The following is a 677-nucleotide window of genomic DNA, read 5'->3' as shown; positions in this document are numbered from 1 at the left end:
GTCCCACCATTCATCACACATTGGGTACGCGGCGCTGGTATCAACCGCTGTGCGGCGATACTTCTGTTGCACCGGATCGTCTCGCTCTGCGTTGTACGGGAAGTTGAACACGATGTGTTCAGCTTGTAAGCCATTATAGGTGGTCTCTGGCGCGGCCAGATTATAGCCAAGGAAGTATGAACCCCCAATCCAATTGGCATTATCAAAGTCGTTTTGACTCACTCGCTCTTTACGCGCCGCCGCCTTCATCATCAGGCGTGCTCGCGTATAACACTGCTCGTAGAAGTCTTGAGTTTCTTGTCTGAGCTGTTCGCTCTTAATGTCGATTTGAGAGAGTTTTAGCATGCTGCGCTCGACATCGTAGTGACACGGCACCGAGGAGACCGCTGCGTTGGTCAGTCCTTGTGAAATACTGTGCCAGAGCACCCACCATATCGGGGCATGAACCAATTCCCCATTTAACGAGCTTTGGTCGCTGTTGGTCGCCCCGCTGCTGATACCCACGCCGCACGACTCGCTGGCGTTTTGGTCCATGACGAGCGTGTTGACGTTGACTGGGTACATCGGTATTACGGCAAAAAAGCACACTAATCCGGCCAACATCAGTTTGACCTCGGTGCGGTTCATGCTCAGCAGGCCCTTGTTGCCTTCATCTTCGCCCTCTTGAGCGACATCAA

At 53.2% G+C, this 677-nt stretch carries 1 protein-coding gene; it reads right to left on the bottom strand.

What is annotated here, in order from left to right; genetic code table 11:
* Nucleotides 1–677 (bottom strand): conjugal transfer protein TraG N-terminal domain-containing protein (locus tag M4I23_RS19610; protein ID WP_249755545.1); only part of this gene is annotated, 677 nt, incomplete at both ends.

The organism is Algibacter sp. L4_22, assembly GCF_023473045.1.
Classification (GTDB): domain Bacteria; phylum Bacteroidota; class Bacteroidia; order Flavobacteriales; family Flavobacteriaceae; genus Algibacter.
The sequence above is the reverse complement of the archived record's forward strand: the minus strand, read 5'-3'. Positions and strand labels throughout refer to the sequence as shown.